Here is a 26,362-nt window from a genome sequence, read left to right on the forward strand (position 1 = left end):
TGCCTCCTAAACCGATACCCGGCGGGCGGTGTTGATGCGCGGGTCAACCAGTGGGTAGATCAGGTCCACCAGCAGGCTGGTGAGTACAAAGATGGCGGCGGCGAGGACCACAAGGGTCTGCACCACCGGGATGTCCCTGCTGTTGACAGCGGTGACGGTGAGCCGGCCGATGCCGGCGCGGGAGAAGACGGTTTCACTGACCACGGCGCCCGCCAGCAGGTTGCCCACCAGGATCCCCAGCATGGTCAGGGTGGGGATGGCGGCGTTCCGGAGGGCGTGACCGAAGTGGATCAGGGCGTCGCTGGCGCCCTTGGCCCGGATCTGTTCGATGTAGGGCTCGCCCAGCGTCCGGTGCAGGCTGCGGGACAGCAGCTGGGCGATCACGGCGGCGGTGGGAATCGCCAACGTCAGGGCGGGCAGCACCAGGCTCGCCACGCCGTCGTTCCCGATGGCCGGGAACAGCCGGAACCGGAAGGAAAAAAACTGCAGGAGCAGCAGCCCAATCCAGAACGTGGGCACGGCGATGCCCAGCGGAGGCAGGGCGGCAAAGGCCTGCCGGAGCCAGCGGTTCCTGCTGAACGCGGCCCCGATGGCCAGGGCGCTGCCCAGGATGACGGCGAGCGCAAAACCGGCCGCGGCGAGCTTGATTGTTTCGGGCAGGACCTCCGCCACGGCCGCCGTGGCGGAGACGCCGTTCTTGATGGAAATGCCGAAATCGAGCTGCAGCGCCTTGACCAGCGCAATGAGGTACTGCTCGGGAAGTGGCCGGTCCAGCCCGTATTCGCTTCGGAGCCGGGCAACCAGCGCGGGGTCAACCGCGTTTTGCTCGTCGCCGCTGGCCATAATGCTGACCGCGTCGCCGGGCAGGAGGTAGAGGATAAAGAAGGACACGGTGTAGGCCGCCCAGAGCACGAAGGCTCCCTGCAGCAGGCGTCGTCCGATGAAGCGGATCATGGTGGTCCTTGGGATCGGGCGGCGGCTGGCCTGTGAGGGGCCGGCCGCCGCTGCTGCCTAGTTGCTGAGCCAGGTGTCGTAGAAGTCCAGCCGGCTGGACGCCTCGAAGGTCAGGCCGTGCACTTTTTCGCTGGCCGAGATGGTGGTGGAGAGCTCGTACAGCGGGATGGAGTGGGCGTCCTTGATCAGCGTTTCCTGGGCCTGGTCCACCAGCTTCTGCCGGGCGGCCTGGTCCAGGGCTGCTGCCTGTTCGCCCAGGGTGTCGTCCACCGGAAGCTGTTCCCTCAGGTTGCTGCCGCCGCGGGCGGTGGCGGAGGAGAACACTGTCCGCAGCACGTCCGGATCACTGCGGGTCAGGTTGCCGTAGGAGAAGTCATAGGTCTTGTCCGCCTGGGCGGCCGTGACATCCGCGATGGTGGTGAATTTCAGCTGCAGGTCCACCCCCACGGCCTTGAGCTGCTGCTGCACCAGTTCCAGGACTTCCTTGGGCGACTGCCAGTAGGTGACCTGGAAGGAGAGCTTTTCGCCCTCCTTTTCCCGGACACCGTCCGGGCCTTCCTTCCAGCCGGCGGCGTCCAAAAGTTTCCTGGCGCCGTCGGGATCATGGGCCAGCAGCGGGCTGAGGTCCGTGAAGTACGGCGTGGTGTGGGACAGGACGCCCTTGGCCGGCTGGTCGGCATCGGTCAGCAGGGTGCTGGTGATTTCCTCCCGGTTGATGGCCTTGGAAATGGCCTGCCGGACGGCGGTGTCCTTGAGCTTGGGGCTGGACTCGTTGGGGTAGAGGTTGTAGACCACCCCGGGGTTGGCGCGGGTTTCGGTGCTGAAGCCGTTGCCGTTGAACAGGGCAACGTCCGCGGCGGAGATGGCCGCGGTGGCGTCGATCTGGCCGGACTGCAGGGACCCGGTACGGTTCCCGGCCTCGGGGATGATCTTGAACGTGACAGTGTCCAGGTACGCCTCGCCCTTGTTGGTGTTGGTGGCTGCAGGCCAGGAGTAGCCGGGCCGGCGTTCCAGGACTGCTTCCTTATCCACGGTGTAGCTGCGGACGCTGAACGGTCCGGAACCGGAGAATTTACCGGCGCAGCGGTCCGCTTCGGACAGGGCGGCGGCCGCCGGGGAGAGCAGGCCCAGGGTGAACGTGGACGTGGCCTGCAGGAACTGGGCGTTGGGCTTGGAGAAGTCCACCACCACGGTTTTGGCGTCCGGCACCGTGATGGCGCTGACGTCGCTGAGGTAGGTCGAACCCAGGGTGGCCTTCGCGCCGAGGGCCTTGATGGCCTCGAAGTTGGTCTTCACGGACGCCGCGTCGATGGCGGCTCCGTCGGCAAACGTGGCCCCGTCCCGGAGGGTGAAGGTGAAGCTGGTGGCGTCGGCGTTGGCCTCGAACTTTTCGGCCAGCCACGGCACGATCTCCCCTGTTTTCGGGTCCTGCGACGTCAGCGAGGCAACTGTCTGCCGGGCCACGGCGATGGCGTCGTTGTTGCCCGCCTGTTGCGGGTCAATGCAGCCGCGGTCCACAGAAAGGGCGAAGTTAAGGTTTCCGCCGGAAACAGGGGTGGCATCGGCGGCCGGTTCGGTGCCGGCGCCGGCCGTCCCGCCGCAGGCGGACAAGAGGAGGGCCGCAGCGAGGAGGCCGCCCACGACGGCGGGCCTGCTGGTGGGGCGATTGGCGGTGGTTCCAGCGGGGTTGAAGGGGTTCATGCGACGTTTTCGCTTTCCTGGCGGCCGGCCGCGGACAGGGTGCCGCGCCGGTGTGATGAGGGGACCCGGAGTCCCAGGTTTTCGCGGAGGGTGGTGCCTTCGTATTCGGTCCGGTAGACGCCGCGGTCCTGCAGGCGCGGGACGAGTTCGTTGACAATGTCGTCCAACCCGCCGGGGACAAGCCAGGGGGTGATGTTGAATCCATCCACCGCTCCGGTCCTGGCGTATTCAGCCAGCAGGTCGGCGACGCCGTCGTAGGAGCCCACCAGGCCGCGGCCGTTCAGGCGTGACCGGGCAGCAACGAACTGGCGGATGGACTGGCCCTTCCCGCGGGCCTCGTCCCGCCACTGGCCAGCGAGTTCCCTTGCGCTTTTGCCGTGGAAGGCGTTTCCGCGGGTGGGGTTCGTGACGTCCACTACGGGGTCGATCTCAGGCAGCGGCCCGTCGGGGTCATACCCGTCCAGGGTCCGGCCCCAGAACTGTTCCAGGTAGGCGATTGCCGTCTCCGGGCCTACCTGCTGCTCCCGGACCCAGTGTTCCTTCTCCGCGGCCTCCTTTTCTGTGGCGGCCAGGATGAATTCCTGGCCCGGGAAGATTTTGACGTCATCCGCGGGGCGGCCGGCCTTTAGTGTGCGGGCCACGATGTCCGCCCGGAACACCTTCGCATCCTCGAGTTCCGCGTGCCGGGAGAAGATAACGTCGGCGTTGCGGACAGCGAAGTCGCGGCCGTCGGGTGAATCCCCCGCCTGGAAGAGGACGGGGTGGTGCTGGGCGGACCGCGGCAGCCGTCCCGTGATGTCCACGTCGAAGCTTGCGTCGTTCCGGCGCACCGGGGTGATGCTTCCTTGCCGAAGCCAGCGCCCGTCGCTCCGGGACCCGGCGATTGCGCCGTCGGCCCAGGAGTCCCAGATCGCTTTGGCGGTCTGGACAAAGGCTTCGGCCCGGACGTAGCGGTCCTCGTGCTTGAGGAACCCGCCGCGGCGGAAGTTGGCGCCGGTCCAGGCATTGTCCGTGGTGACGATGTTCCAGGCAGCGCGGCCGCCGGAGAGCAGGTCGAGGCTGGCCAGCCGGTGGGCCAGGTCCGCGGGATCGTTGTAGGTGGTGTTTTGGGTGGCCACCAGGCCGATGTTGGTGGTGACGGCGGCGAGTGCCGCCAGGGCGGTCTGCGCGTCCGGGCGGCCCACCACGTCCAGGTCGTGGATCCGGCCCAGGTGTTCACGGAGCCGCAGTCCTTCGCCCAGGAAGAAGGCTGAGAACAGCCCGCGTTCGGCGGTCTGGGCCACGCGGCGGAAGGATTCAAAGTCGGTCTGGGAGCCGCTGTCCGGGGCTTTCCAGACGGTGGTGTGGTTGACGCCCTGGAAGAAGACGCCGAACTGGATCCGGCCGTTGCCGGTGGGACGGTGCGTGGTCATGGGATGCTCTCTTTCAGGCCGCGGCGTAGCGGTTGGCGGGGCGGGGAAGGCCGAAGGACCGGCGCAGCGTGGTGCCGGCGGCGGGCGCGCTGACCAGGCCGGCGGCGCGCAACGCGGGCAGGACGTTGAGCGCCAGTTCCGGCAGGTCGACGTCCACGACGGCGGGATGCAGCCGGACGCCGTCCGCGGCATCGAAGAGCCGGGCCAGCAGGGACACGAGGCCGGCGGGGCTGCCCACGTACCGGGCGCCGCCGGTCCACGGCTCGTGGCGGTCCAGCTCCGCGAGCCGTTCCGCGGCCGTTTGGCCGCGGGCGTCGAGGATCACGTCGAGCTCCACGAGGGTCCGGGGAACGCCGGTGGCGGCCGCCGCTGAGGCTGCTGCGGCGAGCCCGTCAACGGTGGCGGCTGAAGCGAGTGCCACGTCGGCTTCCACGGTGGAGAGCAGCGCCGCCGGAGCGATGACCACCAACTGCCCCTGCAATGGCCGGGGAATGATCGCCGGGCCCTTGACGGCGAAGCGCTCCCCTTCGAAGTCGGCGTAGTGCAGTTTGTCGCGGTCCAGGTAGCGACCGGTGGAGGCGTCGCGGATGACGGCGTCGTCCTCCCAGGAATCCCAGAGCCGGCGGCCGGCTTCCACGGCGTCCGCGGCTTCGAGGGGCGCTGCGGCGGCGGCCAGCTGCTCACGGCCCACGGCGCGGGCTTCTTCGGGCGCGTTGGCCGCGCTGACCAGCCAGCCCGCCCTGCCCTGGGAGGCGTAGTCGAGGCTGGCCAGCTGGGTGGCGACGTGGAATGGCTCGGTGTAGAGGGTGTCCACCTCGGGTACCAGGCCGATCGAGCCGGTGATGGGGGCAGCGAAGGCGGCCCGTTGCACGGCATCGATCCGGCCGGGAATCCCGGCCGTGCCGGCATCCACCACGCGGGAATCGCGGAAGGTGGCCAGGTGGAAGCCGGCGATGTCTGCGGCCTGGACGGTGCCGCTGATGCGGGCACCGCCCAGCAGTCCGTCCGGAAGGTGGTGGGCGTGGCGCCACGCGGCGGGGTGCGCCCCGTCGCCGTCGAGCTCAACGGCCACCACGTTGGGACGGTTTTCGGGTACTGGTAGTGAAGGCATGGCTTTCCTCTTTCAGGGGCCGCTGGTGCGGCCGGGACGACATTTCACTTGCCGCAGTGCGGCCAGGTCTGTTTCCGGAGCACCCCGCCACTAAATGCCTGAGGGTTGCCGCAGCACGAGCCGGTCCTTGGCGTGCTGACTCTTGACCTATGGCTCGAATGTACGATCCCCGAATGACCCCCGCAACCGCCGTTGTCGCACGAGGTCAACGCGCGAAACGCCACGTCAAGCGACGGCTTAAACCGTCATCTGGCGGCGCCTGTGACGGCCTGTTGCGCACCGTTGAGTCCGGTGACATGGCGCTTTGGGCGCCGGAGCCGGCGTCCGTAGGGTCAAGTCATGAGCCCAACGGATGCCCTGCTGTCAGTTCTCGATCTGAGCCCCATCCCGGCGGGGGTGGACGCCGGGCAGGCGCTGCGCAACAGCGTGGAGCTGGCCGTCGCTGCCGAGGACCTCGGCTACCACCGCTATTGGCTGGCCGAGCACCATCTCAATCCCGGCGTCGCGGGTTCCGCCCCGCATGTGCTGTCCGCCCTGGTTGCTGCCGCCACCCGGACCATCCGGGTGGGGACGGCTGCCACCATCCTGGGCAACTACCGGCCGCTGCAGGTAGCCGAAAACGTCGGAACCCTGGCGGCAGTGTTCCCGGACCGGATCGATCTGGGATTTGGCCGCTCCGGCCAACCCGCTTCCCCGCCGGCAAGCACCGGCGGGGAAGACCTCCGGACTGCCGGCGAACCCGCGCCGGAGGACGCGGGCCGGGTGGTGGCGGGCCTGGTGGTCCCCGCCAAACGGCAGCCGTTCAGTTCCGTGCTGCCCCGGAAGTTCCGGCTCCAGGCCGAGCTCCTGGGCCGGGAGCCCGGGGATGCGGACAACTTCGAGAGCGACGTGCAGGACGTCATCGGCTTTTTCGACGGCGGCTACCGCACCCGGCACGGCGAGGGGATCACGGTGACACCTGCCCTGGGACATGCCCCGCAGTTCTGGCTCCACGGTTCCACGGCGGGGCCCAGCGCCCGGCTTGCCGGGAAGCTGGGCCTGCGGTTCGGCGCGAATTACCACGTGTCGCCGGCCACGGTACTGGAGTCGGTGGCCGAATACCGGGCCCACTTCCGGCCCTCGGCGGCGGTGCCGGAACCGTACGTCACGGTATCCGCGGACGTGCTGGTGGCCGAACGCGAACAGGACGCCCGGCGGCCGGCTGGACGCCGCGGTGGGCTCCCCGGAGCTGGTCCGGGACCGCGTGGAAACACGGTTCGTGGGCGCCCCCGGGACGGTCACCGCCCACCTGAGGGCGCTGCAGCGGGCCACGGGCGCCCAGGAGCTCCTGATCACCACCATCGCCCACGGGCAGGCGGAGCGGGTGGCATCCTACGGGCTGCTTGCCGACGCCTGGGCCCGCGGCTAGACCCCGGTCCAACCAACCCATCCTCAAAGGAGAACCATGAGCACCGAAACCGACACCCAACTGGTCAGCGCCGCTGACGCCGCCCGCCTCATCGCCGAAGGGGCCCTGCTGGTTGACGTCCGCAGTGACGCCGGCCGGAACAGCACCGGGGCGATCCCCGGGGCGCTGGTGGTCAACCGGGAGCGGGTGGACCAGGACTTCGGCCCCGACTCCCCCGAACTGTTGCCCGAAGTGGAAGCCGCGGGCCGGAACATAGTGGTGTTTTGCGGCTCCGTCAACGGCTCCCGCCCTGTAGCCGAGAAGCTGAAGGTGCTGGGCTACGCCAACGCCGTCCATGTGGACGGCGGCTTCCCGGCATTGCGGGAGGCCGGGGTGCCCACCACAGGCCCCACGGACCCGGGCGCCCAGAGCCCGGCCGCTTAAGGACCGGCCCGCCGGCGCTTCGAAGGCTGCCGGCGGGTGGCCTGCCGCCCGGCGACAGCGGCTGTGCGGAGCCAGTCCGCACTGCCGGCCAGCACAGCGACGCCCAGCAGCACCGAGCAGAGCACCACACCCTGGTGGAAGGCCCGGCGGGGGTCCGCGCCGGCGGTGAGGAACATGCCAGCGGCGGCCGCTGAACACAGCGCCGCCGTGAACCGTTGGCTGAGTTGGTAAAAGCCCGCGGCCACCCCCGTGGCACCGGGCGGGGCCTGGGCCAGTGTCAGGGTCTGGTTGGGGGCCACCACCAGACCCACGGCTAGCCCCTGCAGGAGCCCGACGGCGGCCACCGCCATCGCAGCGGCTCCGCTGTCCAGGTACTGGACGGCCAAGTCCTTGCCGGGCAGGCAGGCCAGGCCGGCCACCAGCGCCCAGACGACACCGCCCCGCCCGTAGCGGCCCAGGAACCGCCAGCTGAAGCTGGAGGCCAGCAGCATCCCTGCGGCCTGCGGCGCCAGGATCGCGGCGGCCCCCAACGGCGGCAGGCCGGTGCCGGCAAGGAAGTAGAACGCGGTGACCGCGGCCATGGCCGCGCCCACGCCAAACTGGCACAAGGCAACCACGGTGCCAAGGACGTAGCCGGGCGAGCGGACCAGTGCCGGGACCAGCAGCGGGGTCCGGCCGCGCCGGTGGTACAGGACCTCCCAGCCGGCAAACACGGCCAGCGCCACGGCGCCGCTCCCCAGCCAGATGGGCGTTTCCGGACCCGGGCCCTGGATGGTGGGCACCAGCGAGGCCAGCACCACGGCACCCAGGAGCAGCGCGCCTACTGCATCGATGGTGGGCCGGCGTTGGCCGGGCACCGCCGGCGACCGGGACCGGCGCGGGAGGAACACCAGGGCCAGCGGAACCAGGACCAGGACCAGCGGAACGTTGACCAGGAACAGCAACCGCCAGCTCCCTTCCTGGCTGCCCACGGAGAGGATCACGCCCCCAATCAGCGGACCGCACACGGCAGCCGTTCCGCCCGCCGCCGCGTAGTACCCCAAGGCTTTGGCCCGGCCGGCACCGGCATGGACATCCTGCAGCAGGCCCAGGACCTGTGGGTTGAGGGCCCCTGCACCGAGGCCCTGCAGGAGCCGTGCCCCAATGACCACGGTCGGGTCGGTGGCCAGGCCGCCCAGCAGGCTGAACGCGCCAAAGACGCTGAGCCCTGCCACGAACAGGGTGCGGCGGCCCACAAGGTCACCCAGCCGGCCCGCCGGTACCAGCGCCAGCCCGAACGCCAGTGAATAACTGGCCAGGATCCACTGCACCTGCCCGGCGTCCGCCTGCAATCCGGCGGCCATGGCCGGTACTGCCAGGACAAATACCGACTGGTCCAGCAGCGTGATGAACCCGGCCCCCAGGCACAGCCACAGGACAGTCCGGGGCGGCACCTGCCGCTGCGGGGTTTCCTGGCTGCGGCCACCGCTGGGTTGACGTCTTTGCTGGATTCGGAGGGCCATGTCCGGACTCTATGGCGGGTTTCCGGGCGTTCCGGAATTTCGAGTCGGAACGTGAATCCCAGTGACCGCAGGTGACATCAGCGGACCTGGGAGGGCATATTTATGACGGCTGCAGGGCCATTGCCGGACGCATTGGCTCATCCTGCGACACCCGGGGAAACGCAGCTTTGGGCCCCTGCCGGCTGCCCCCTACCGTGGCCCCATGACCGTTCACGAATCAGTCCTCGACGCCATCGGCGGCACACCGCTGCTCCGCCTCCGCAGGCTCGGCGCCGGCCTCAGCCCGCGGATCTACGCGAAGCTCGAGTTCCAGAACATCGGCGGCAGCGTCAAGGACCGGGCAGCGTTGTCGATGGTCAGGGCTGCCGAAACTGCCGGACACCTGCGGCCGGGAGGCACAGTGGTGGAGGGGACCAGCGGCAACACCGGCATCGGGCTGAGCCTGGTGGCGGCGCAACTGGGCTACCGGTCGGTGATTTTCGCACCGACGGCCACGGCGGCGGAAAAGATCAGCCTGCTCCGGGCATACGGTGCCGAGGTCCACCTGGTGGCTGATTTTGTGCCGCGCGGACACCCGGACCACCTGGCCAGCCGCGCCGCGGACTTCGCTGCCGCCACCCCGGGAGCCTGGTTGGCGCAGCAGTACGACAATCCTGCCAACCCGGCAGCGCACCGGGAATCCACCGGGCCGGAAATCTGGGCGGACACCAAAGGCACTGTTACCCATTTGGTGTCCAGCGTGGGAACCGGCGGCACACTGTCCGGAACGGGTGGACACCTCAAGGAGGCCAGCAGCGGCCGGATCCGGGTGGTGGCCGCGGATCCGGAGCACTCCCGCTACGCCGGTGGCGACGGCGCCCTCAAGTATGTGGAAGGTGCCGGCCACGCGCTGCACCCGGATTCCACGGAAGACATCTGGCCCGAAGCGTTTGATACTTCGGTGGTGGACCAGTACGTTCGGGTCAGCGACCGGGAAGCCATCTTCACCGCCCGCCGCGCCGCCCGGGAGGAAGGGCTCCTGACGGGGGCAACCGGCGGCCTGGCCCTGGCCGCAGCGCTCCGGCTGGCCGGGACCCTCGATGCGGATGACACCATCGTGGTGGTCCTGCCCGATTCCGGCCGGAACTACCTTTCGACCTGCTTCGACGACGGCTGGCTCACCCGGCTGGGCTTCCTTGAACCACCGGACCCGGCAGGAACGGTCCGGAGCCTTCTGGCGGGCCGCGAACCGGCCGGCGTGCCCATCCTCCCGGCCTCGCTGACAGCTGGCGAAGCCATCGCGGCGGCAGCGGCACTGGGCCTGGAACCCACGGCGCCGGTGTTCCTGGCCCTGGACCGGGGAACCCGGCACGGCACAGTGCATCCCCGCGAGGTCCGTGCCGTGGTCACGCCGGAGTCCCTCCGGCAACTGGCTGCCGGCTCCGGCAGCCCGGAAGACGCCGCCTTGGCTGGAGTGGCGTACCAGGCCCTGGGTGCCGGGGAGCCGGCGCCGGGGCGCCGGCCGGACGCAGCGCCGGGTTTCCTCGCGGTCCTGGTGGATGGCCGGATCGCCGCCGCGGCGCTGCGTCCGGCTTGAAGTCAAGCCAGGCCAGGTCTCGTCAGCTTGTCCGCAAAGCCCAGGCTTTAGGTCCCTGAGCTGCGGACAAGCTTAGGAACTGCGCTGGATGCGGCCTTGAGCCGGTAATGGAACACCATGCCGTTTTCGTCCTCGTGCCGGGCACTGATCCCCGCCACGACCAGGGCGGGGGCTGCCACAGCGTCCGCCCAGGCGTGCGCCTCATCCCAGAACACATCCAGGGGCCACCGCTGGTAGTCCAGCAGCAGCGAAACGGACAGGGTCAGCACGGGCGGACCGGCCGCCGGTTTGGTTCCGAAACCCACAATGGTGACGGATGAACCCTCCGTCAGGAGGGCGGGCCTGCGCTGCAGCGCCGTAACGGCACTCTCCAGGCCGCCGCTGTACATGTCCTCCCGGGCCAGGGCGGCAAGCTGGGACCGGAAGGTTGCCAGTTCGCCGCCGCACAGCCTGGTGATCCGGTGGGTGAGGGTGCCGGCCATCCGGTCTCCTTGTTCATTGCGGGGCCGACGGCGGCCCGGGGCCTTTTCCAACCAGCCAACCACCGGGCAGGAGGCTTTCCAACACGGACGCAACCCGCCGACGCGCGGCGCAACAGATGTCCTCCCGTTTCCTTGGATGACAAGGCGCGACGCCCCGTTGCGGCCCGGGATGACCACGGGCTGCCGGCATGCTTAGCCTGTCGGTCAGGGAACCCGCGCAGCCGGTGCGGGGCCGGCCGAACACGAGAGGGCGCCACCATGACCGCCACCGCCACCACGTCCACTGAGCCGCTGATCGTCAGGCGGGCCCGCGAATCCGAGTACGCAGCGGTGGGTGAGCTGACCTACCGCGGGTTCGGCCACCACCTGCCGGCGGCGGACCAGCCGGACAGCGAGCGCCTGAACCTGCTGGTGGATGCGGAGGCACGCGCAGATGCGGGCACCCTGCTGGTCGCCGAGGACGTGCGGACGGGAAAGCTGGTGGGCACCATCACGGTACTGCTGCACGGATCACCGCTGGCCCGACAGGCTGAACCAGGGGAGGCGGAGGTTCGACTGCTCGCGGTCCTGCCGGAGGCACGGCGCCAGGGTCTGGGCCGGCTCCTGCTGGAACACTCGGTGCAGCTCGCAGCCCGGAACGGCGCCCGCGGCGTGGTCCTGGACACCGGCGTGGACAACCTGGGCTCCCAGGAGCTCTACCGGCAGTTCGGCTTCATCCGCCGGCCGGACCGGGAAAAGCCCCGGCCCGCGCCCAAGGTGCAACTGGTGGTCTACACGCTGGACCTGGCCGGCTGACCGCACCTGGCTACAGGACGGGCAGTACTTCCAGCCCACCCAGGTACTTCTGCAGCGCCTTGGGGACGTTGACGGAGCCGTCCGGGTTCTGGTGGTGCTCCAGGATGGCCACGATCCAGCGGGTGGTGGCCAGGGTTCCGTTCAGGGTGGCGACAGCCCTGGTGCCCTTGGCCACGCCGGCGTCGTTGACGGTGCGTTCGCGGATGTTGAGGCGGCGGGCCTGGAACGTGGTGCAGTTCGAGGTGGAGGTGAGCTCCCGGTAGGCGCCCTGGGTGGGAACCCAGGCCTCGCAGTCGAATTTCCGGGCCGCGGACATGCCCAGGTCACCGGCTGCGGTGTCGATGACGCGGTAGGGCAGCTCGCACTTGGCCAGCATCTCCTCTTCCCAGGCCAGCAGCCGCAGGTGCTCGGCAGCGGCTTCCTCAACGGTGGTGTAGATAAACATCTCCACCTTGTTGAACTGGTGCACCCGGATGATGCCGCGGGTGTCCTTGCCGTGCGAGCCCGCCTCACGGCGGTAGCAGGAACTCTGCCCGGCGAACCGGATGGGCCCGGCGCTGAAGTCAAGGATTTCGTCCGCGTGGTAGCCGGCCAGGGCCACCTCGGAGGTGCCCACAAGGTAAAGGTCGTCTTCGGCGAGACGGTAGATCTCGGCGTCGTGCTTGACGTCGAAGCCGGTGCCCTGCATGGTTTCGGGGCGCACCAGGGTGGGCGTGATCATAGGGACAAAACCGGCGTCGATGGCCTGTTCCATGGCCATCTGCAGCAGTGCCATTTCCAGCCGGGCGCCCACGCCGCGGAGGAAGTAGAACCTGGAGCCGGACACTTTGGCGCCGCGCTCCATGTCGATGGCGCCAATCAGCTCGCCGATTTCCAGATGGTCGCGGGGTTCGAAGCCGGCGAATTCCCGCGGCTCGCCCACTGTCTTGACCACCACGAAGTCGTCCTCGCCGCCTTCGGGGACGCCGTCTTCAATAACGTTGGGGACGGCGCGGAGCAGTTCCTCCTGCTTGGCCTGCGCGGCGTCGGCTTCCGCCGAGGCTGCCTTGACCGAGTTGGCCAGCTCGCGGACCTCGGCAAGCAGCGCCTGCTTTTCCTCACCCTTGGCCTGCGCCACCTTCTTGCCGAACACGTTCTGCTCGGCGCGGAGGTTTTCGTAGCGGATCAGCGCAGCCCTGCGGTCCGAATCCGCGGCGATGATCGCGTCCACCACTGATTCGTCGGCGCCGCGGGCGCGCTGGCTGGCACGGAACTTGTCCGGGTTTTCGCTGAGGTCTTTTACGTCGATCACTCCCCAAGGGTATCCAATCCAGCGCACGACGGCGGGCAGCCGGGGCGGGCGCGCGGGTGCGGCGCCCGCCGGGCTACTGTTGAAGCACCATGAGCGACTGGATCCTGTACCTTCTGAGCGCGGCGGCGCTGGCCTTCGCCGTCTCCAGCTGGTGGGGGGTGCGGCGGCTCAAGGCCCTGCACATCCGCAGCGCCGTGGGCGGCGACGCGCACGAGTCCGGGCTGGCCCGGCAGCGCGTGGCAGTGATCCTGAACCCCATCAAAGCCCGCGCCGGCGAGGCCAGGGCCACCATCCAGCGCGCCTGCCTGTCCGCCGGCTGGGACGAGCCGGTGTTCTTCGAGACCACCGCCGAGGATCCGGGGTATTCCCAGGTGAAGGCGGCCCTGGCCGGCAGCCCGGACGTGGTCCTGGTGGGCGGCGGCGACGGCACCGTGCGGGTTGCCGCCGAATCGCTGGCGCACAGCGGCGTGGCCATGGGCCTGATCCCGCTGGGAACCGGCAACCTCCTGGCCCGGAACGTGGACCTTGATGTCCACGACCTGCACAGCAACGTCCACACGGCCCTGTTTGGCCGGCAACGCTACATCGATACCGCCCGGATGGGGATCGAGAACTCACGGACCGGGCATTCCTCGGAGCACGTGTTCCTGGTGATCGCCGGAATCGGCGTGGACGCCGAAGTCCTGGCCGACACCAACGACGGCCTCAAAAAAGCGGTGGGCTGGCTGGCGTACACGGAAGCAGGGGTGCGCCACCTGCCGGGCCGGCGCAAGAAGGTTTCCATATCACTGGACGGCAACCCGGAACAGGTCCGGAACATCCGCAGCGTGCTGTTCGCCAACTGCGGCCTGGTTCCCGGCGGCATCGACTTCATCCCGCAGGCCATGATCGACGACGGGATGCTGGACGTGGTGGTGATGAGCCCCCGCAGCGCCCTGGGCTGGCTGCTGATGTACCTGAAGGTCATCTTCAAGCACAGCGGCAAGCTGCCCATCATGACTGTGTACCGGTCCGGCCGGATTGTCATTAAATGCCCCGAGCCCATGCCCACGCAGCTGGATGGGGACACGTCCGGGCTTGCCACCCGGCTCACTGTCCAGGTCAAACCGCAGTCCCTGCTGGTCCGGGTGAAAGGGCCCGCGGCGGGGCACTGAACCGGCACCTGCCGGAATGCGGCGGACCTGCAACGTGCGGGCGTCAGTCCCCTGCGGCCTCTGCGGCGGCTTTCGCGGCAGCCCTGGCCTCGGACTGCTCACGGATCATCGCCTGTTCCTCTTCAAAGCGCAGGCGGTCGGCGCGGTCGGCATCGTCTCCGTCCCAGTCCTGGTTGTCGGCTGCAGGCTTGGGGTTCACAATCATTCCCTGGCCGTCATCGGTGCTGTTCGCAGTCATGACCCGCTCCCTTCATTCGGGGCCATTCCCCGGTGGATCAAGCAAGCTTACGCACGGCCGGAGCCCTAAGGAAGTACTCGGAACGGTATTCACCTACGCTGTGGGCGAAGTGGTGGAACCGCTTTCCGGTCCTGTTGATGCCGGTTGGAGAATGCCTTGGACCCAGGCCTGCGCAGCGCCGAAGGCGTCATCGGACGTGTGCGGCTCCACCACCGCAGCCTGTCCGTCGGCCCGGGGGTAGGAGCCCAGGAACCGGGTGGCGGGGCTGATGCGGTGCAGCCCGGCCAACGCATCCGCCATGCGGGCGTCGGCGGCGTGCCCGTCCGCGTCGATACTGAAAAAGTAGTGCCCAAGGTACTGTCCGGTGGGCCTGGATTCGATCCGGCTCAGGTTCACGCCCCGGGTGGCGAACTGGTCCAGGATCTCCATCAAGGCACCCGGCCGGTCCGCGGGCAGCGGCACCACCACGGTGGTTTTGTCGGCGCCTGACGGGGGCGGCAGGGCGCCGGGCCTGCCCACCAGGATAAAGCGGGTCACGGCCGCGGGATTATCGCCGATGTCAGTGGCGAGCACCTCGAGGCCGGGCTGTGCCTGCGCCACCAGCGGTGAGCAGATGGCAGCGTGGTAGGGGCAGTCTGCCACCAGCAGACCGACGGCGGCTGCTGCCGTTGAGGATGCCGGGACATATTCTGCTTCCGGAATATTCCGCTCCAGCCAGCCACGGCACTGCGCCCAGGCGTGGCCGTGGGTGGCCACGCTGCGGATGCCCGCCATTGGTGTGCCGGAACGGACGGCCAGCACAAAGCTGATGGGCACCAGGACTTCACGGAGGATGCGAAGTTCCGCACCGCCGGCGATCGCGTCCAGGGTTGCGGTGACGCCGCCCTCGACGGAGTTTTCGATGGGCACCATGGCCGCGTCCGCCGTGCCCCGGCGGACCAGGTCCAGGGCAGCGTTGACGTTCGAGGCGGGGATCCGGGTGGCCCCGGCCGCATCCGGCACCTGCAGGAGGGCCGCTTCGGTGAACGTCCCCTCAGGTCCCAGGAACGTGTACGTGACGGGTGGCGGCATGGTGATGCCCTTCGGCTGGTGGTTGGTTGCTGCCCGGACGCGGGCCGGAGGGCCGGGGGCTCAGAGCACCAGCGGCTTGAGCCCGTTGTCCGAGACCAGGGGCTTGCCGGCCTCCAGCCACTGGTCCATGCCGCCGGAAACGTTCAAGGCGGAGTAGCCCTGTCCGGTCAGCCACTGGGCCGCCCGGAAGGAACGACCGCCGGTACGGCAGATGACGTAGAGATCCTCATCAGGGTCCAGTTCATCGAGGCGCGCGGGTAGCTGGTCCAGCGGAATGTGGCGGGCGCCGTCGGCGTGCCCGGCCACCCACTCGTAGTCTTCGCGGACGTCAAGGATTGCGGCGCCGGCGGGGACGTCATGGACGGGGACGGTGTCAAAGTCGCTCATTGGAAGTCCTGTCGTGGCAGATCGGAAGACACCATTAAGCCTAGTGCTTCCGGCGTCCGCCGGCCCCGTTGCCGGCCGCGATACGCTACGTGAAACGCTTGGAGGATGCCATCACTGCAGTTCAGCCCGCCGGACCGGCCTTCTTCCGCGCCGCAAACAAGCCCGGGCAGCGGGACCCGGCAACCGTGGCTGAGCTGCACGAGCTGGGGGCCGTGGAACTGCGGGACCTGCTGCGCCGGGGTGCCGTCTCCGCGGGCGAGGCCGCGGCGCATTTCCTGGCCCGCATCGCTGACCGGAACCCGCTGCTGGGTTCATTTGTGACCGTCACCGGAGAGCAGGCCATGGCCGGCGCCCGGGAGGCCGACGCGCTCCATTCCCGCTCCAGCGCCGGGGATCTTCCGCTGCTCCACGGGATGCCGGTTGCGTTCAAGGACCTCACGGATGTGGCGGGGGTGGTGACCACCCACGGCAGCGCCGCCCTGGACCACAAACCGGCCCCGGCGGACGGGCAGCTGGTGGCCGTCCTCAAGGCCGCGGGCGTGGTGTCCCTGGGCAAAACGCAGGTTCCGGAGTTCGGACTGACGGCGTACAGCGAAAACCGGATCGCGCCGCCGTCGCGTAATCCGCACGCTCCCAGCAGGAGTTCCGGCGGTTCCTCCGGCGGCAGCGCAGCGGCTGTTGCCGCGGGCCTGCTTCCGGTGGCACCCGGGACGGACGGCGGCGGATCCGTCCGGATTCCCGCTGCTGCCTGCGGGTTGGTGGGACTGAAGCCGGGACGCGGCGCCGTGCCGGCCGCGGAATCCCAGGGCGATCCTGCCCGGCTGGTGGTGCCGGGCCCGCTGGCAAGGAGCGCCGCGGACGCCGCGCTCCTGATGGACGCCATGGTGCCCGGGGCGGGCTACCTGGCAGCACTGGGCCCGGACCCGCGGAAGCTGAGGATCGGCCTGACACTGGAGTCCCCGTGGGCCGGAACGTTCCCGTTCACCGTGGAGCAGGAGGCGCTGGACGCGCTCCACACCGGGGTGGAGCTGCTGGCCCGGGCCGGGCATGTGGTGGCCGAAGCCCCGGTCCGGTACGACAACCGCTACCCGGACGCCTTCACCACCGCCTGGACCGCAGGGGTGGGCAGCGCCCGGATCAGCCCCACCAGGGAGGCGCTGCTGGCCCCGCTGACCAGGACCTTCCGGCGGCGGGCCCAGCAGCGGAGCCCTGCCAAGCTGCAGGAAGCGCTGGCGTTCCTGCGCAGGTTCGAACATGACACGGTGGCCCAGTACGCCCAGTGGGACCTGATGCTGATGCCTGCACTTGCCCAGACACCCCGCCCGGTGGGCTGGTTCACGGGAACAGTCCACGGCGGCGACAGGTGGCCTGCGGCGCAGTGGCCCGGGGATGCCGACGGGGATTACCGGAAGCAATGCGAGTACGCGCCATGGTCCTCCATGGTGAACGTGTGCGGCCTGCCCGCCATCACCATTCCCGTGCACTGGACGGGCGGGGCACCCGGGCAGGGGCTGCCCATGGGCATCCAGCTGGTGGGGCCGGCCGGCTCAGAGTCGTTGCTGCTGCAGGTGGCGCATCAGATCGGATTCTGAAAGCCCGTGGCGGGATCCGGCAGCCCGCCAACTCCGCCCTAACATGTGGAGAGCCGGTGGGAGCCTTCCCGGAGCAGTTGTTCCCGGCAGGCCCGCCAACTAAGGTTGCACCATAAGCATGCTTATTAGTTAAGGGGAACAATATGAGTTCTGGACAGTACACCCCCGGCACGGACGGCCAGCCGGATCCCGCCGGGCAGGTGCCGGCGGTTCCGGACCATGAGCCCGCAGCACCCGCGACCGAACCCCAGGCGGGCACCGCGGAGACCCGGAACCAGGACTCCCGCAGGCAGGATCCCCGGCAGCCAGCGACCCGGCCGGCGGAGGAGCCCAAGGTGACCCGCGCCGGCGTGGTGTGGGCCGCCGTCGTGGCCTCCCTGGTCCTGCTGATCCTCCTGATCATCTTTATCCTGCAGAACCAGGACCAGGTCCTGGTCCGGTACTTCGGCCTGGAGGGTCAGCTGCCACTGGGCATGGCCCTGTTCATCGCCAGCGTCACCGGCGGCGTGCTGGTGGCCGCGGCCGGCGGGGTCCGGATCCTGCAGCTCCGCGCCACGGCGCACCGGACCAGGGCCGCGAACCGCCGCTGAGGCGGGCCGCAGCGCGGGCCCGGGCGGTAAGCTCCGGGCCCGCCTGCCCGGCGCAGGCCTGGAAGCGGCGGGAGCCTAGAAGGCGCCCAGGTTCCGGTACTTTTCCGCCCGGGACGCCACCAGCGACGCAACCGGCGCCCCGGCCAGGTTTCCCAGCTCGTACTCGATGGCCCGGGCCATCCGTTCGCAGAATCCGGCGGGCTCCAGCGAAGCGTCGCCGCGCTCGTCAACAATGTGGTCCACCAGGCCGTTGGCGTACAGCGATGCCACGTTTACACCCTGTGCCTGTGCCATGGCCGGAGCGTGGGCGGTGGTGCGGTGCACAATGGCGCTGGCGCCCTCCGGCGGCAGCGGCGACAGCCAGCTGTGCTGCGCCGCGATGGTCCGGTCTGCGGGCAGCAGGGCCAGCGCCCCACCGCCGGCACCCTGCCCCAGCAACACCGAGACGGACGGTGATTCCAGTCCGATCAATTCGTGCAGTGAGCGGGCAATCTCCCCCGCCAGGCCGCCCTCTTCGGCTTCCCTGGACAGATCCGCGCCCGCAGTGTCAATGACGGTCAGCAGGGGCAGCCGGAGTTCCTCGGCGAGCTTCATGCCCCGCCGGGCCTCCCGCAGCGAGCCTGGGCCCATGCCGGCGGCGTCCTTCCGCAGCGGCCGGGCGTGGCCCAGCACAATGCAGGACTGGCTGCCGAACCGGGCCAGCGCCAGGAGCAGCCCGGGATCCTTTTCCCCCTGGCCGGTACCGTTGAGGGGCAGCGCATCGCTGGCGCCGTACTTAAGGAGCTGCCGGAGGTCCGGCCGCCGCGGTTTCCGGGAGATACCGATGGAGGTCCAGGCGTCAACAGTTGACGGCCGGACGGCAAGGGTTTCCGGCGGAGCCGGTTTGGCAGCCGGGCCGGACCCCTCCGGGCCCACACCGGTACCCGGCGCTGCGGCCAGGATGTCCAGGGCCCGTGCCACCAGGTTCGCCAGCTGTCCGGGCGCCACCACACCGTCGATAAGGCCCTTGCTGAACAGGTTCTCCGCCGTTTGCACGTTGTCCGGAAACGCCTCCCCGTACAGCGCCTCGTAGACGCGCGGGCCGAGGAAGCCCAGGAGGGCGCCGGGTTCCGCCACGTTGATGTGGCCCAGCGAGCCCCACGAGGCCATCACCCCGCCGGTGGTGGGGTGCCGCAGGTAGACCAGGTACGGCAGGCCGGCCTGCCGGTGGGCGCGGACGGCGCCGGTGATCTTGACCATGGACAGGAACGCCAGGGTGCCTTCCTGCATCCGCGTTCCGCCCGAAGCGGGACCGGCAAGCAGCGGAAGCCCCTCGGCGGTGGCCCGTTCCACGGCCGCCACGATCCGCTGCGCGGCCGCGTGCCCGATCGACCCCGCAAGGAACGCAAACTCGCTGACGATGACCGCCACGCGGCGGCCCTGGATCAGCCCGGCCCCGGTGAGCACCGACTCGTCGGTGCCGCTGCGGTCGCGGGCCCTGGCCAGGTCGGCGGCGTACCCGTCGGACACGGGCGGCTGCTCCGCGGGCGCGTCCCAGGAAACAAACGACCCCGGATCCACCACGGCCGACAGCAGCTCGGCGGCGCCCAGGTGCCGGACCTTCTCCGACGTGGGCATTACTTGGTGCCCGCCGCGGCGGTGAGGCCAAGCCACTCCCGGATCGCGCCGCCGTCGGCGTCCAGCAACGGCGGCGCGCTGTGGCTGGTGATGGTGGTTTCCGCGCTATCGCCTGCGGCGAAGAAGCGCAGCGGCGGGCCGGGAAGGCTGACGGTGCCCAGCAGCGGATGCTCCACGTCCACCACCAGCCCCTGCGACGCCACCTGGTCCCACGCGTAGACCTCATCCAGCGAGCGGACCTTGCCTGCCGGGATCCCGGCGTCGTTCAGTTTCTGCAGCAGTTCCGCAGCGCCATAGGCGGAGAAGGCGCGTTCGACGGCGGCAATCACCCCGGCGCGGTTGCGCACCCTGTCCGCGTTGCTGGCAAAGCCGGCGGCCGCCGGGTCCAGGCCGAAGGCCGCTGTGAACGCCGCCCACAGCTTCTCGCTGCCCACGCTGATCTGAACGCTGCCGTCCTTGCAGGCGAACAGGCCGTAGGGGGCGATGGAGGGATGGTGGTTGCCCTGCGCCTGCGGCACCTCGCCCGCCACGGTGGTCCGGGTGCCCTGGAAGGCGTGGACCCCGATCAGCGAAGCCAGCAGCGAGGTGCGCACCACCTGCCCCTTGCCGGTCCGGCCCCGTTCGACCAGGGCCGCGAGGACCCCGGACGCGCCGTTCATGCCGGCCAGGAGGTCGGCGATGGGGACACCCACGCGCTGGGGGTCGTCCGGGCCGGAGCCGGTGAGCGACATCAGGCCGGCTTCGCCCTGCAGGATCTGGTCGTAGCCGCTGCGCTGGGACTCAGGGCCGTCGTGGCCGAACCCGGTGATGGACAGGATGATGAGCCGCGGGTTGAGCTCATGCATGGCACCGGTGGAGAAGCCCAGCCGGTCCATCACACCGGGGCGGAAGTTCTCGATCACCACGTCGGCGCGTTCCAGCAGGCCGCGGAGCACCGCCTGGCCGTCACCGCTCTTGAGGTCCAGGCTGATGGATTCCTTGTTGCGGTTGCAGGACATGAAGTAGGTGGACTGGAGATCGTCCTCGGGTCCCACGAAAGGCGGGCCCCAGCCGCGGGTGTCATCGCCCGTGCCCGGGTTTTCCACCTTGATCACGCGGGCACCCAGATCCGCCAGCATCATGCCGGCGTGCGGCCCGGCCAGGGCGCGGCTCAGGTCGATCACCGTGTGGCCGGCCAGGGGTCCTTGGGTGCTGTCAGCTCTGCTCATGTGCGGTGTTCCTTTTCTGATGCGGGGTGGCGGGGAGCGGTGGTGGCTAGAGCCAGCCGGGGACCACCAGGGCCAGCCAGGCCAGGACTGGGCCTGCGACGATGACGATGCCGCTGTAGCCGAGGATCTGTTTGTAGAACCTGTCCTTGTCCACGCCTTCCGGTGCGTTGGCCAGGACCAGGGCGCCGTTGGTGGAGAACGGCGAGACGTCCACAATCGTGGACGCAACCGCGAGGGCGCAGATGACGCCGACAGCGCCGATGTCGCCGGAGGACAGGAACGGGACGGCCAGCGGGATCAGTGCGGCCAGGATGGCGGTGGAGGAAGCGAAGGCGGAGACCACGGCGCCGATGTAGCAGATGAGGAGTGCGGCCAGGAGCGGCAGGCCCATCCCCGCGACGCCGCCGGAGACAAACTCGATGGTGCCGGCTTCCTCCAGCACACCCACGAAGGTGAGCATGCCGCAGATGAGCAACACGGTGGACCAGCTGATCTTGTTGATCGCGCCCTTCTGGGCGGCCGGGGACACCAGTGCCAGCACAATCGCGATGGTGATGGACACAAAGCCCACGTCCACCTTGAAGCCCAGCGCGATGACCGCAAGCGCGATCAGGCCGGCGATGGTCACCAGCTGCGGGAGGCGCTGCGAACGTTCCCGGGTGGCTGCCACGCCGTCGCCGGCGGGGTCGCGGGGACCGTACATGCCGGAGCCGAAGCCCTTGAAGGCCACGTCACTGCCGGCCTTCGCGCCGACGCTGACGGACATCCGGGCCTCCGCTGCCTGCTCCACAAAGTGGCCCACGCGGGAGGACAGCAGGGCCTTCCCGCCCAGGACGATGAAGAGGATCACGGCGATCACGAGGTTGAAGCCCAGGCTGGAGAGGAACAGCGCCGTGGGGCTGAAGTCCAGGTCCGTTTTGGCCAGGATGCCGTTGACGGTGACGCCATACACGGCAATGGGCGAGAAGCCGCCTGCCTGGGCGCCGTGGATCACCATCATGCCCATCAGCAGGGGGCTGATCTTGTATTTTCCGGCGAAGCTGAGCGCGATCGGCGCGATGATGGCGACGGCGGCGGGAGACAGCGCGCCCACGGAGGTGATCACGGCGGTGATGGCAAACATCACCCAGGGAATGAGCGCCACCCGGCTGCCCACCAGCCGGACGGCACCCCGGACCAACAGGTCGATGGTGCCGTTGTTCTGCGCAATCGCGAAGAGGTAGGTGACCCCGACGATGGTCAGGAAGAGGCCGCCGGGGAAGTTGGCGAGGATGTCGTTGGTTGACATTCCCAGGACAACGCTGCCCAGCAGGAAGGCACCCACAAACGCCAGCGCGCCCATGTTCAGGGGCAGCACGGTGGCGAGCAGGAACATCGCCGCCAGGATGATGATGGACAGGACAGGAGCGGACATCGTTGGTTCTCCATTGCAGAAAATTGTGACGTGGATTACTGGCTCACTGGACTAGCCTCTTAGACAGTGAGTCTATCTGTCAATAGGTTTGCGCTGTATTCTGGGAGATAACGACGACGTAGCGGGGGTTTTGTGGAGAAGTCATCACGGCTGGGACTCGAGCGGGTGGCGCGGCCACGGCTGTACGAGCAGCTGGTGGAGCAGATCCTCGCCTACATCGAATCGGCCAGGCTGGGTCCCGGCGACCTGCTGCCGGCCGAACGCGACCTCGCCGAACGGCTGGGCGTTTCCCGTGCCACCCTGGCGCAGGCACTCGTGGCCCTCGAGGTGCTGGGGGTCATTGACGTCCAGCACGGCACCGGCGCGGTCCTGGCCCGCCGGCCCAGCGTCGCTTCGGTGATCAAGGGCCTGCGCGAGCACCGCAGCCGGCTGCCGGAGATTGTCGAGGCCCGCAGTACCTTGGAGGTTAAGCTTGCGGCCCTCGCCGCCGTCCGGCGCACGGACGCGGACCTCACCGCCATTGACGGGGCGCTGGAGGTGATGGCGGCGGAAATCGGCGACGGGGACCGCGGCACGCATGGCGACGAGCTGTTCCACCAGGCCGTCACGGGCGCGGCGCATTCCTCGGTGCTGGCGCAGTTGATGGCGTTCATCGCCGAAATGATCCTGGAAACCCGGATGGAGTCCCTGGGCCAGCCTGGCCGGCCGGAGCAGTCCCTGGCCTCACACCGGAAAATTGCCGACGCCATCCGCGCCCAGGATCCTGACGGCGCAGCCGATGCCATGCTGGCCCACATCGAACTTGTCTCGGATGTGGAGCTGCTCCGCTAGCTGCCCGGGCGGGCGCCGTGCGGCACGGAACAGCCGGATCGGAACAGCCCGGATCCTAAGCCAGCGGCAGGTCAGTACCCGTAGGAACTGGAGCTCGCGTACGTGAGCCCGATGATCAACAGCAGCCAGAAGGCGCCGTACCCCAGCAGGCACAAGTAGCCCAGCACCAGGCCGGTTATGGACATGCCCTTGCCGGCCGGTTCGCGCTTCAGCGCCATGTGGCCGGTGATGATGGCGGCGATCTGCGGGATCATCAGCCAGCCCACCAATACCGAGGCGATGCCACACACCATGCTGGCAATGCTTAGCGTCTTGGGCTGGGGGGCCATGCCGTAGTAGCCCTGCGGGGCATATGGGCTGCCGGGCGCACCGAAGGGACTGCCAGGCTGGGCGTACGGTCCCGCGGCGTACTGGTTGCCGTATTGGCCCGTCGGGGCCTGGTTCGAGGCGTACTGGTCGCCGTGGGCCGACCCCTGCGGCGCCTGGTAACCGGCCGGCCCATGGCCCTGGCCATAAAGCGGCGGCGCCTCGTTTGCGCCGTAGGGCGGAACGGGCGGGGCGTCGGAGCCGTACGGCGGCACAAAGGCAGGCGGTTCATAGCCCGACGGCGGGACACCGGGCTGCGCCGGATCGAAGCCTTGGGCGTCGGGCTTGTTGGCAGGCTGGTCGGTCAAGAGGGTCCCCCTAGGATTTCTTTCCAGCCTACCGCCGCGTGCCGGTCAGCGCCCCAAATACGGCAGCAGATATACCGCGAAAACTACAACGACAGCCAGCAGCGCCAGCCGGAGCCCGCTGGTGGTTCCGGGGTGCTGGACCTTGATGCTGCGTCCCTTGCGGGACCGGTTTCCCATTTGCCGGGCGCCGGCCTTACCGCCGGCCTTATTACCGGGCCTGGCTTTGCCGGCGGTCCCGGAAAGGCTGCCGCCGGCCGGCTGGGCGTTGGCGGTGCTGCCGGGTCCGGTGCCGCCGGGTCCAGGGCTGGCGGGCACCGGCCGGGGTCCGCGCGGCGGGAGGCCGCCGGCCGGCCGGACCACGGTGCCTGGCTGAACCGTGCGGAACGCCGTGATCCCGGGCTCCTGTTCGTGGGTGAGTTCCTGCCCGAGCTGGGCGTACAGGCCCACCACCGCCTGCGGGTCGAGGACCGGGGGCAGCGCGTTGATGGCACCGACAACGCGCCCGGCTCCAGCCACGGCCACGTCCGAGTTGGTGACGCCGAAGAGATCCGGCTGCGCGGCCATGCAGATCATGGGACGCACCAGCCTGCGGTGCTGCGGTGCCAGGACGGACGCCACGGCGGCGCACTGCGCCAGGGCGCCTTCCACCGCCTGGGTCCGCGCGTACCGGCCCTGCCACAGCACCCCGGCAGCAACACGCACCTCACCGGTCCAGTTTTTGGCGTCCACCACCACCACGCCGCCCGGTCCCACCAGGACGTGGTCCAGGTTGGCTTTGGGGCGGCCGGGCCAGTGGACATCGTGCAGCACGTACCAGCCGCGGGGCACCAGTTCGCCGAGCTTATCGGCCACCATGCGCTCCCCCACGGCACCGGCATCCCAGGCTTTGGTGGCCCGCTCGGCGCGGTCCAGCTGGAGCTTCAGCCGGGCCACCCTTTCGGCCGCCAGCCGTGACTGCTCAGCTGCCCCGTCCCCTGCGCCCATGGCCGTCCCTGCTTCCTGGCCGGAGCAACGATGGCGGCAGGCCGGCGTCGTCCGTGGTTGGTGTCATCCCTGGATTTTCTTGAAAAGTAGCAGCGGGCCAAGGACCCGGTATATAAGTACTTTCTGCCCGGGGTACTCGGTGCCACTACTTGGTTGATGACGCCCCCGCGTCACAGGGGCGCCCAAAAGGGACCGGATTCTGGACGGTTCGTTTTGACTGCCGCCCGCTTCTGGCATGCTGGTCCCATGGCTAGCCGCGCGGGTACAGTTGCCCAACCCCAGGACCTTGTTGACATCACTGCGCTCCTTGACGCGTATTACGACATCACCCCGGACCTGGGGGACCCCGCCCAGAGGGTTGCCTTCGGCACCTCCGGGCACCGCGGCTCCAGCCTTAAGGCGTCGTTCAACGAAAAGCACATCGTCGCGATCACCCAGGCGATCGTGGAGTACCGGGCCCGGCAGGGCGTCACCGGCCCGCTGTTCCTGGCCAAGGACACCCACGCACTGAGCGAGCCGGCGCAGAACTCGGCCCTGGAAGTATTGGCTGCCAACGGGGTCCAGGTCCTGGTGGACGCCCGCCACGGCTACACGCCCACCCCCGCCCTCAGCCACGCCATCCTCACCTACAACCGGAAAGCAGCGCCCGGTGCGCCGCAGGCGGATGGCATCGTGGTGACGCCCAGCCATAACCCGCCCGGCGACGGCGGCTTCAAGTACAACCCGCCGCACGGCGGACCCGCCGATTCGGACGCCACCGGCTGGATCGCCAACCGCGCCAACGAATTGCTCGAAGCCGACCTGCGCGGCGTGAAGCGGATCCCCGTGGCGGATGCCCTGGCCGCGGAGAGCACCGGCAAGTTCGACTTTCTCAGCAGCTACGTGGACGACCTGCCGTCAGTGCTGAACCTGGACGCCATCCGTGAGGCGGGCGTGCGGATCGGCGCCGACCCCATGGGCGGGGCGGCTGTTGACTACTGGGGTGAAATCGGCGAGCGGCACCACCTGGACCTCACCGTGGTGAACCCCACCGTGGACCCGCAGTGGGCGTTTATGACGCTGGACTGGGACGAGAAGATCAGGATGGACTGCTCATCGCCGTCCGCCATGGCCTCCCTGATCAACCGCATGTCCGACGGCGCCGCCTTCGACATTGCCACGGGCAACGACGCCGACGCGGACCGCCACGGCATCGTCACCCCTGACGGCGGGCTGATGAACCCCAACCACTACCTCGCCGTGGCCATCGACTACCTCTACCGGAACCGCAGCGGCTGGAACCCGGAGTCCGTGGTGGGAAAGACCCTGGTGTCCTCCTCCATCATCGACAGGGTTGCGGGCAGCCTGGGCCGGAAGCTCGTGGAAGTTCCCGTGGGCTTCAAATGGTTTGTTCCCGGCCTGCTCTCCGGCGAGGGCGCCTTCGGCGGCGAGGAATCCGCCGGCGCCTCCTTCAACAAGCTGGACGGCAGTGTGTGGACCACCGACAAGGACGGCATCCTGCTGGCCCTGCTCGCCTCCGAGATCACCGCCGTGACGGGCAAATCACCCTCCCAGCTCTACAAGGGCCTGACGGACCAGTTCGGCGCCCCGGTGTATGCGCGGATCGACGCCGCCGCCACGCGTGAGCAGAAGGCGGCACTGGGCAAGCTGTCGTCGTCGGACGTCACCGCGACGGAACTGGCCGGCGAGGCCATCACCGCCAAGCTGACCGAGGCCCCGGGGAACGGCGCTTCCATCGGCGGCCTCAAGGTGGTCACCGAGAACGCGTGGTTCGCGGCCCGCCCGTCCGGAACCGAAGACGTCTACAAGATCTACGCCGAGTCCTTCAAGGGCGAGGAACACCTCAAGCAGGTCCAGGCCGAAGCCAAGGCCCTGGTGGACGGCGTCATCTCCTAGCCCGAAACGCCAGATGCTCTATCACTTATGGTTCCCATCCGGCCTGGTTGG

Annotated in this window: 24 protein-coding genes and 1 riboswitch; of the genes, 9 read left to right on the forward strand and 15 right to left on the reverse strand. The window is 69.2% G+C overall.

From position 1 onward, the window contains the following. Nucleotides 1-6 precede the first annotated feature (6 nt). The 4 genes from ASF72_RS19705 to ASF72_RS19720 are packed head-to-tail and all read right to left on the reverse strand — an operon-like array spanning nucleotide 7 to nucleotide 5,178. Nucleotides 7-954, reverse strand: coding sequence for an ABC transporter permease (locus tag ASF72_RS19705; protein WP_050683692.1), 948 nt, complete (start codon nucleotides 952-954; stop codon nucleotides 7-9). Nucleotides 955-1,011: 57 nt separating this feature from the next. Further along, a complete protein-coding gene (locus tag ASF72_RS19710; protein WP_056601725.1) occupies nucleotides 1,012-2,655 on the reverse strand; it encodes an ABC transporter substrate-binding protein in 1,644 nt (547 codons plus the stop codon). Beyond that, complete coding sequence (locus ASF72_RS19715; protein ID WP_050683694.1) at nucleotides 2,652-4,067, reverse strand: NtaA/DmoA family FMN-dependent monooxygenase; 1,416 nt, start codon at nucleotides 4,065-4,067, stop codon at nucleotides 2,652-2,654. Before ASF72_RS19715 ends, ASF72_RS19710 begins: the two co-directional genes overlap by 4 nt. Nucleotides 4,068-4,080: 13 nt before the next feature. Beyond that, nucleotides 4,081-5,178 (reverse strand): LLM class flavin-dependent oxidoreductase, encoded by a 1,098-nt coding sequence (locus ASF72_RS19720; protein WP_050683695.1) that lies wholly within the window; start codon nucleotides 5,176-5,178, stop codon nucleotides 4,081-4,083. Between the two features lie 39 nt (nucleotides 5,179-5,217). Further along, nucleotides 5,218-5,326: riboswitch (SAM riboswitch) on the reverse strand. Nucleotides 5,327-5,517: 191 nt separating this feature from the next. Between ASF72_RS19720 and ASF72_RS20225 the strand changes: the two genes are divergently transcribed. Continuing rightward, nucleotides 5,518-6,663, forward strand: a complete 1,146-nt coding sequence (locus ASF72_RS20225; protein WP_235504802.1) for an LLM class flavin-dependent oxidoreductase — start codon at nucleotides 5,518-5,520, stop codon at nucleotides 6,661-6,663. Further along, on the forward strand, nucleotides 6,623-7,009 hold the full coding sequence (locus ASF72_RS19735; protein WP_050683697.1) for a rhodanese-like domain-containing protein: 387 nt from the start codon (nucleotides 6,623-6,625) through the stop codon (nucleotides 7,007-7,009). Before ASF72_RS20225 ends, ASF72_RS19735 begins: the two co-directional genes overlap by 41 nt. Here ASF72_RS19735 and ASF72_RS19740 read toward each other — a convergent pair. After that, nucleotides 7,006-8,511, reverse strand: a complete 1,506-nt coding sequence (locus tag ASF72_RS19740) for an MFS transporter (protein WP_082484596.1) — start codon at nucleotides 8,509-8,511, stop codon at nucleotides 7,006-7,008. The two genes, ASF72_RS19735 and ASF72_RS19740, sit on opposite strands and share 4 nt — an antisense overlap. Nucleotides 8,512-8,713: 202 nt before the next feature. Between ASF72_RS19740 and ASF72_RS19745 the strand changes: the two genes are divergently transcribed. Next, on the forward strand, nucleotides 8,714-10,087 hold the full coding sequence (locus ASF72_RS19745) for a PLP-dependent cysteine synthase family protein (RefSeq protein ID WP_056601731.1): 1,374 nt from the start codon (nucleotides 8,714-8,716) through the stop codon (nucleotides 10,085-10,087). A gap of 47 nt (nucleotides 10,088-10,134) precedes the next feature. Here the strand turns inward: ASF72_RS19745 and ASF72_RS19750 are convergent, their stop codons facing one another. Continuing rightward, on the reverse strand, nucleotides 10,135-10,569 hold the full coding sequence (locus ASF72_RS19750; RefSeq protein WP_056601732.1) for a hypothetical protein: 435 nt from the start codon (nucleotides 10,567-10,569) through the stop codon (nucleotides 10,135-10,137). Between the two features lie 258 nt (nucleotides 10,570-10,827). Here ASF72_RS19750 and ASF72_RS19755 point away from each other — a divergent pair, with 258 nt between their 5' ends. Beyond that, entirely contained in the window at nucleotides 10,828-11,364 is a 537-nt protein-coding gene (locus tag ASF72_RS19755) for a GNAT family N-acetyltransferase (RefSeq protein ID WP_056601733.1), read from the forward strand. 10 nt (nucleotides 11,365-11,374) lie between these two features. Here ASF72_RS19755 and serS read toward each other — a convergent pair whose 3' ends face one another. Next, nucleotides 11,375-12,655 carry a serine--tRNA ligase gene (gene serS / locus ASF72_RS19760; RefSeq protein WP_050683702.1) on the reverse strand — a complete coding sequence of 427 codons (1,281 nt, stop codon included), beginning with the start codon at nucleotides 12,653-12,655 and terminating at the stop codon, nucleotides 11,375-11,377. A gap of 89 nt (nucleotides 12,656-12,744) precedes the next feature. Here serS and ASF72_RS19765 point away from each other — a divergent pair, with 89 nt between their 5' ends. Continuing rightward, nucleotides 12,745-13,809 carry a diacylglycerol/lipid kinase family protein gene (locus tag ASF72_RS19765; protein ID WP_050683703.1) on the forward strand — a complete coding sequence of 355 codons (1,065 nt, stop codon included), beginning with the start codon at nucleotides 12,745-12,747 and terminating at the stop codon, nucleotides 13,807-13,809. Between the two features lie 43 nt (nucleotides 13,810-13,852). Here ASF72_RS19765 and ASF72_RS19770 read toward each other — a convergent pair whose 3' ends face one another. The 3 genes from ASF72_RS19770 to ASF72_RS19780 form a co-directional block, all read right to left on the reverse strand. Beyond that, nucleotides 13,853-14,047 (reverse strand): hypothetical protein, encoded by a 195-nt coding sequence (locus ASF72_RS19770; RefSeq protein ID WP_056601734.1) that lies wholly within the window; start codon nucleotides 14,045-14,047, stop codon nucleotides 13,853-13,855. Between the two features lie 93 nt (nucleotides 14,048-14,140). Continuing rightward, complete coding sequence (gene pheA / locus ASF72_RS19775; protein WP_056601735.1) at nucleotides 14,141-15,118, reverse strand: prephenate dehydratase; 978 nt, start codon at nucleotides 15,116-15,118, stop codon at nucleotides 14,141-14,143. A gap of 60 nt (nucleotides 15,119-15,178) precedes the next feature. Next, nucleotides 15,179-15,505, reverse strand: a complete 327-nt coding sequence (locus tag ASF72_RS19780; RefSeq protein WP_050683706.1) for a rhodanese-like domain-containing protein — start codon at nucleotides 15,503-15,505, stop codon at nucleotides 15,179-15,181. Between the two features lie 185 nt (nucleotides 15,506-15,690). On the opposite strand from ASF72_RS19780, the gene ASF72_RS19785 reads away from it, so the two are divergent. Both ASF72_RS19785 and ASF72_RS21195 read left to right on the forward strand, forming a co-directional pair. After that, nucleotides 15,691-17,097 carry an amidase gene (locus ASF72_RS19785; protein WP_056601783.1) on the forward strand — a complete coding sequence of 469 codons (1,407 nt, stop codon included), beginning with the start codon at nucleotides 15,691-15,693 and terminating at the stop codon, nucleotides 17,095-17,097. Between the two features lie 143 nt (nucleotides 17,098-17,240). Continuing rightward, on the forward strand, nucleotides 17,241-17,687 hold the full coding sequence (locus ASF72_RS21195) for a LapA family protein (RefSeq protein ID WP_056601736.1): 447 nt from the start codon (nucleotides 17,241-17,243) through the stop codon (nucleotides 17,685-17,687). A gap of 75 nt (nucleotides 17,688-17,762) precedes the next feature. On the opposite strand, the gene ASF72_RS19795 is transcribed toward ASF72_RS21195, so the two are convergent. The 3 genes from ASF72_RS19795 to ASF72_RS19805 are packed head-to-tail and all read right to left on the reverse strand — an operon-like array spanning nucleotide 17,763 to nucleotide 21,926. Then, nucleotides 17,763-19,304 carry a carboxyl transferase domain-containing protein gene (locus ASF72_RS19795; protein WP_056601739.1) on the reverse strand — a complete coding sequence of 514 codons (1,542 nt, stop codon included), beginning with the start codon at nucleotides 19,302-19,304 and terminating at the stop codon, nucleotides 17,763-17,765. Further along, the gene (locus ASF72_RS19800; RefSeq protein WP_050683710.1) at nucleotides 19,304-20,512 is read right to left on the reverse strand and encodes a CaiB/BaiF CoA transferase family protein; all 1,209 of its coding nucleotides are present in this window, start codon (nucleotides 20,510-20,512) and stop codon (nucleotides 19,304-19,306) included. Before ASF72_RS19800 ends, ASF72_RS19795 begins: the two co-directional genes overlap by 1 nt. A 46-nt stretch (nucleotides 20,513-20,558) precedes the next feature. Next, nucleotides 20,559-21,926 (reverse strand): SLC13 family permease, encoded by a 1,368-nt coding sequence (locus ASF72_RS19805; protein ID WP_056601741.1) that lies wholly within the window; start codon nucleotides 21,924-21,926, stop codon nucleotides 20,559-20,561. Between the two features lie 132 nt (nucleotides 21,927-22,058). On the opposite strand from ASF72_RS19805, the gene ASF72_RS19810 reads away from it, so the two are divergent. Beyond that, on the forward strand, nucleotides 22,059-22,757 hold the full coding sequence (locus ASF72_RS19810) for a FadR/GntR family transcriptional regulator (protein WP_056601742.1): 699 nt from the start codon (nucleotides 22,059-22,061) through the stop codon (nucleotides 22,755-22,757). 71 nt (nucleotides 22,758-22,828) lie between these two features. Here the strand turns inward: ASF72_RS19810 and ASF72_RS19815 are convergent, their stop codons facing one another. Next, on the reverse strand, nucleotides 22,829-23,431 hold the full coding sequence (locus tag ASF72_RS19815; RefSeq protein WP_056601745.1) for a DUF4190 domain-containing protein: 603 nt from the start codon (nucleotides 23,429-23,431) through the stop codon (nucleotides 22,829-22,831). A gap of 45 nt (nucleotides 23,432-23,476) precedes the next feature. Next, nucleotides 23,477-24,415 carry a nuclease-related domain-containing protein gene (locus ASF72_RS19820; protein WP_056601748.1) on the reverse strand — a complete coding sequence of 313 codons (939 nt, stop codon included), beginning with the start codon at nucleotides 24,413-24,415 and terminating at the stop codon, nucleotides 23,477-23,479. 246 nt (nucleotides 24,416-24,661) lie between these two features. Here ASF72_RS19820 and pgm point away from each other — a divergent pair, with 246 nt between their 5' ends. Next, nucleotides 24,662-26,311 (forward strand): phosphoglucomutase (alpha-D-glucose-1,6-bisphosphate-dependent), encoded by a 1,650-nt coding sequence (pgm, locus tag ASF72_RS19825; protein WP_056601750.1) that lies wholly within the window; start codon nucleotides 24,662-24,664, stop codon nucleotides 26,309-26,311. The last annotated feature ends 51 nt before the right edge of the window (nucleotides 26,312-26,362 follow it).

Origin of the sequence: Arthrobacter sp. Leaf141, assembly GCF_001424565.1 — a bacterium.
GTDB lineage: Bacteria > Actinomycetota > Actinomycetes > Actinomycetales > Micrococcaceae > Arthrobacter.